We start from the raw sequence: 3,658 nt of genomic DNA, 5'->3' as shown, positions 1-3,658 counted from the left end.
TTCGAAGTCGATCTCGACGAATGCGGCCCGATGGTGCTCGACGCGCTGATCAAGATGAAGGCCGAGCAGGATTCGACGCTCACCTTCCGCCGCTCGTGCCGCGAAGGGATTTGCGGGTCGTGCGCGATGAACATCGACGGCACCAACACGCTCGCCTGCACCAAGGCGATCGAGGATGTGAAGGGCGACATCCGCATCACGCCGCTGCCGAATATGGAAGTGATCAAGGATCTCGTCCCCGATTTCACGCATTTCTACGCGCAATATGCCTCGATCAAGCCTTGGTTGCAGACCGTGACGGCGGCGCCCGCGGGCAAGGAGCGGCTCCAGTCGCCCGACGACCGCGCCAAGCTCGACGGGCTGTACGAATGCATCCTGTGCGCCTGCTGTTCGACGTCGTGCCCGAGCTATTGGTGGAACAGCGACAAGTTCCTGGGTCCAGCGATTCTGTTGCAAGCCTATCGCTGGCTCGCCGACAGCCGCGACGAGATGACGGGGGAGCGGCTCGATGAATTGGAAGACCCGTTCCGGCTCTATCGCTGCCACACGATCATGAACTGCGCGAACGTCTGCCCCAAGGGGCTGAATCCGGCGAAGGCGATTGCCGAGATCAAGAAAATGGCGGTCGAACGCGTGATTTGACCCGGCGCTGATCCGCCGTTCGTCCCGAGCGAAGTCGAGGGGCGGGTCCCTCGCCTTCGCTCGACACGAACGGATTGCCTTGAACGCTTCCCCCTTCACTTACCGCGAATCGCCCGATCACCCCGGCTGGATGACGTGGGAGCTGACCGACCCGACGCGCTTCAACAGCCTGTTCGGGCCGTTCCTGCTGAAGGTCGAGGATGGCACCGCGCGGGTGCGGATGACGCCGCGTCACGTTCATTCGAACCTGAGCGGCAGGATGCACGGCGGCGCGCTGCTCAGCTTCGTCGACATGGCCATCTTCGCCGCCTCGCGCGGGTTCGGGCTGATCGAGGCGGGGACGGCGGTGACGCTCGATCTGTCGGCGCAGTTCATTGGTCGTGCGGAGATTGACGAAACCGTCGAAGCCCGGGTCGAGTTGCTGCGTGAAACCGGGCGATTGCTGTTCCTGCGCGGGCTGGTGGTGCAGCCGCTGGCGGCGGGCGAGGAAGTGGTGCTGAGCTTCAGCGCCACGATCCGCAAGCCGAGCGCGCGATGAATTTGCAAACCTCCGTTCGTGCTGAGCTTGTCGAAGCACCGTTCTTCTCTTCGCGACCGGCGGAAAAGAAGAACAGCCCTTCGACAAGCTCAGGGCAAACGGGGTGGGGGGCGACGTAATGACCTTCGTCTTCGATCGTTACCGCGCGCTCGTCGAAGCGGGGGAACTGAAGCCGGACCCCGGACAGGCCGCCGCCGCGATGAAGCTCGCCGCGCTTGCGACCGAGCTGGAGGCGACGCCGAAGCGCGGATCGGTGCTGTGGCGCGCGCTTGGCCGGATGCCCGAACCGCCGCGCGGCGTGTATCTGTGGGGCGGGGTCGGGCGCGGCAAGTCGATGCTGATGGACTTGTTCTTCAGCTGCCTCGACATCCGCCGCAAGCGCCGCGTCCATTTCCACGAATTCATGATCGAGGTCCACCAGCGCCTCGCCGAGGAGCGCAAGAAGGAAGCGGGCGATCCGATCGCGCCGGTCGCCGCCGCGATGGTCGGCGAAGCGCGGCTGATCGCGTTCGACGAGATGGTGGTGAACAACAGCGCCGACGCGATGATCCTGTCGCGGCTGTTCACCGCGATGTGGGCACGCGGGCTGACGGTGGTCGCGACCAGCAATCGCCCGCCGAGCGACCTCTACAAGGATGGCCTCAACCGCGAGCATTTCCTGCCCTTCATCGCGCTGATCGGCCAGAAGATGGACGTGCTCCCGCTGAACGGCCCGACCGATTACCGGCTCGACCGGCTCGGCAGCATGACGATGTGGCACGTCCCCAATGGTCCTGCGGCGACCAGGACGCTCTCCGACGCTTTCTTCCGCATGACTGACTACCCGGTCGAGGATCGCGCGATGGTACCCGCCGAGGACATCCCGCTCGGCGGCGGGCGCGCGCTGCATGTGCCCAAGAGTTTAAAGGGTGTCGCGGTGTTCAGCTTCAGGAAGCTGTGCGGCGAGGCGCGCGGTGCCGCCGATTATCTCGCGGTTGCGCACCGCTATCACACCGTCTTCCTCGTCGGCATTCCCCGGCTTGGTCCCGAGAACCGCAACGAGGCCTCACGCTTCGTGACGCTGATCGACGCGCTTTATGAAAACAACGTCAAGCTGATCGCCGCCGCCGATGCCGCGCCCGAAGAACTCTACACGAAGGGCGACGGCGCGTTCGAATTCGAACGGACGGTGAGCCGCCTTAAGGAAATGCAATCTGACATTTACCGCGCAAAGGGGCATGGCGCGGCCTGACCATCACGGTCACGCGCGAAGGAAGTGCCTTGCCCCCCGCTGATCGGTTGCACATCGCCAAAGTGCCCGCCGTCACGCTCGGTTTCTGGGCGATCAAGATTCTCGCGACGACGCTGGGCGAGACCGGCGGCGATACCGTGTCGATGACGCTCAATCTCGGCTATCTGGTCGGGACCGCGATTTTCCTCGGGTTGCTGATCGGTTTCGTGATCGCGCAGATCCGCGCACGACGTTTCCACCCCTGGCTCTATTGGGCGACGATCATTGCCTCGACCACGGCGGGCACGACGATGGCCGATTTCGCCGACCGCTCGCTCGGCATTGGCTACACCGGTGGCTCCGCGCTGCTGCTGGCGAGCGTGCTGGCGTCGCTCGCGGCGTGGCGGTTCACGCTCGGCACCGTGTCGGTCGACAGCGTGACCGCGCCGCCCGCCGAGGCCTTCTACTGGCTGACGATCACGCTGTCGCAGACGCTTGGCACCGCGCTGGGTGATTGGGCAGCCGATGATGGCGGGCTGGGCTATGCCGGGGGCGCGCTGGTGTTTGGCGGCGCGCTTGTGGTGCTCGCGCTGTTGTGGTGGCGGACGAGCATCGACCGCGTTTTGCTGTTCTGGGCGGCGTTTATCCTGACGCGTCCGCTCGGCGCGACGGTGGGCGATTTCCTCGACAAGCCGCTCGTCAAGGGCGGACTCGACCTCAGCCGCCCGCTCGCGTCGGCGGTGCTGGCGGCGGCGATCGTCGGTTTGATTGCCTTGCTCCCCCAAAAAGGCGCCGACCGCGCGCATTGACGCGAAAGCACCGCATTGGGACTGTTTTCAGCTATTGCAAATCAATCGCATTAGACCCGATCCGCCCGCTTTTTCCCCGGTTGCCCTCGCCCGCCAAAGCGCCTAAGCCGCTCGCGCCCTGAGGGTCGAAAGTGGCCCCGATTGCCTGAAGGAGACATCATGGCCCGCAAGAAAATCGCGCTTATCGGCGCTGGCAATATCGGCGGCACGCTCGCGCATCTGGCAGCCCTCAAGGGGCTCGGTGACATCGTCCTGTTCGACGTGGTCGAAGGCGTGCCGCAGGGCAAGGCGCTCGATCTGTCGCAGTGCGCCCCGGTCGAAGGCTTTGACGCCAAGATCACCGGCACCAATGATTATGCCGATATCGCGGGCGCCGATGTGATCATCGTCACCGCCGGTGTCGCCCGCAAGCCGGGGATGAGCCGCGACGATCTGCTCGGCATCAACCTGAAGGTGATG

Annotated in this window: 4 protein-coding genes and 1 pseudogene; all 5 read left to right on the top strand. The window is 64.8% G+C overall.

Going from position 1 to position 3,658, the window contains the following annotated elements; genetic code table 11:
• A partial coding sequence (locus tag K2W81_RS10495; RefSeq protein ID WP_294104060.1) for a succinate dehydrogenase iron-sulfur subunit occupies positions 1-642 on the top strand: 642 nt, incomplete at its 5' end.
• A 79-nt stretch (positions 643-721) separates the two neighbouring features.
• Positions 722-1,180 (top strand): PaaI family thioesterase, encoded by a 459-nt coding sequence (locus K2W81_RS10490; protein WP_294104059.1) that lies wholly within the window; start codon positions 722-724, stop codon positions 1,178-1,180.
• Positions 1,181-1,298: 118 nt separating this feature from the next.
• Positions 1,299-2,411, top strand: coding sequence for a cell division protein ZapE (gene zapE / locus K2W81_RS10485; RefSeq protein ID WP_294104058.1), 1,113 nt, complete (start codon positions 1,299-1,301; stop codon positions 2,409-2,411).
• Between the two features lie 29 nt (positions 2,412-2,440).
• Complete coding sequence (locus K2W81_RS10480) at positions 2,441-3,199, top strand: hypothetical protein (RefSeq protein ID WP_294104057.1); 759 nt, start codon at positions 2,441-2,443, stop codon at positions 3,197-3,199.
• A 159-nt stretch (positions 3,200-3,358) separates the two neighbouring features.
• Positions 3,359-3,658, top strand: a pseudogene (locus tag K2W81_RS10475) (malate dehydrogenase); the annotation flags it as partial.

Source organism: Sphingomonas sp., from assembly GCF_019749955.1.
GTDB lineage: Bacteria > Pseudomonadota > Alphaproteobacteria > Sphingomonadales > Sphingomonadaceae > Sphingomonas.
This window is presented reverse-complemented; position numbering and strand designations above follow the sequence as displayed.

What these genes read in the sequence shown, in the direction of transcription:
- zapE (WP_294104058.1), top strand. Translation starts at nt 1,299, where the DNA reads ATGACCTTCGTCTTCGATCGTTACCGCGCGCTCGTCGAAGCGGGGGAA.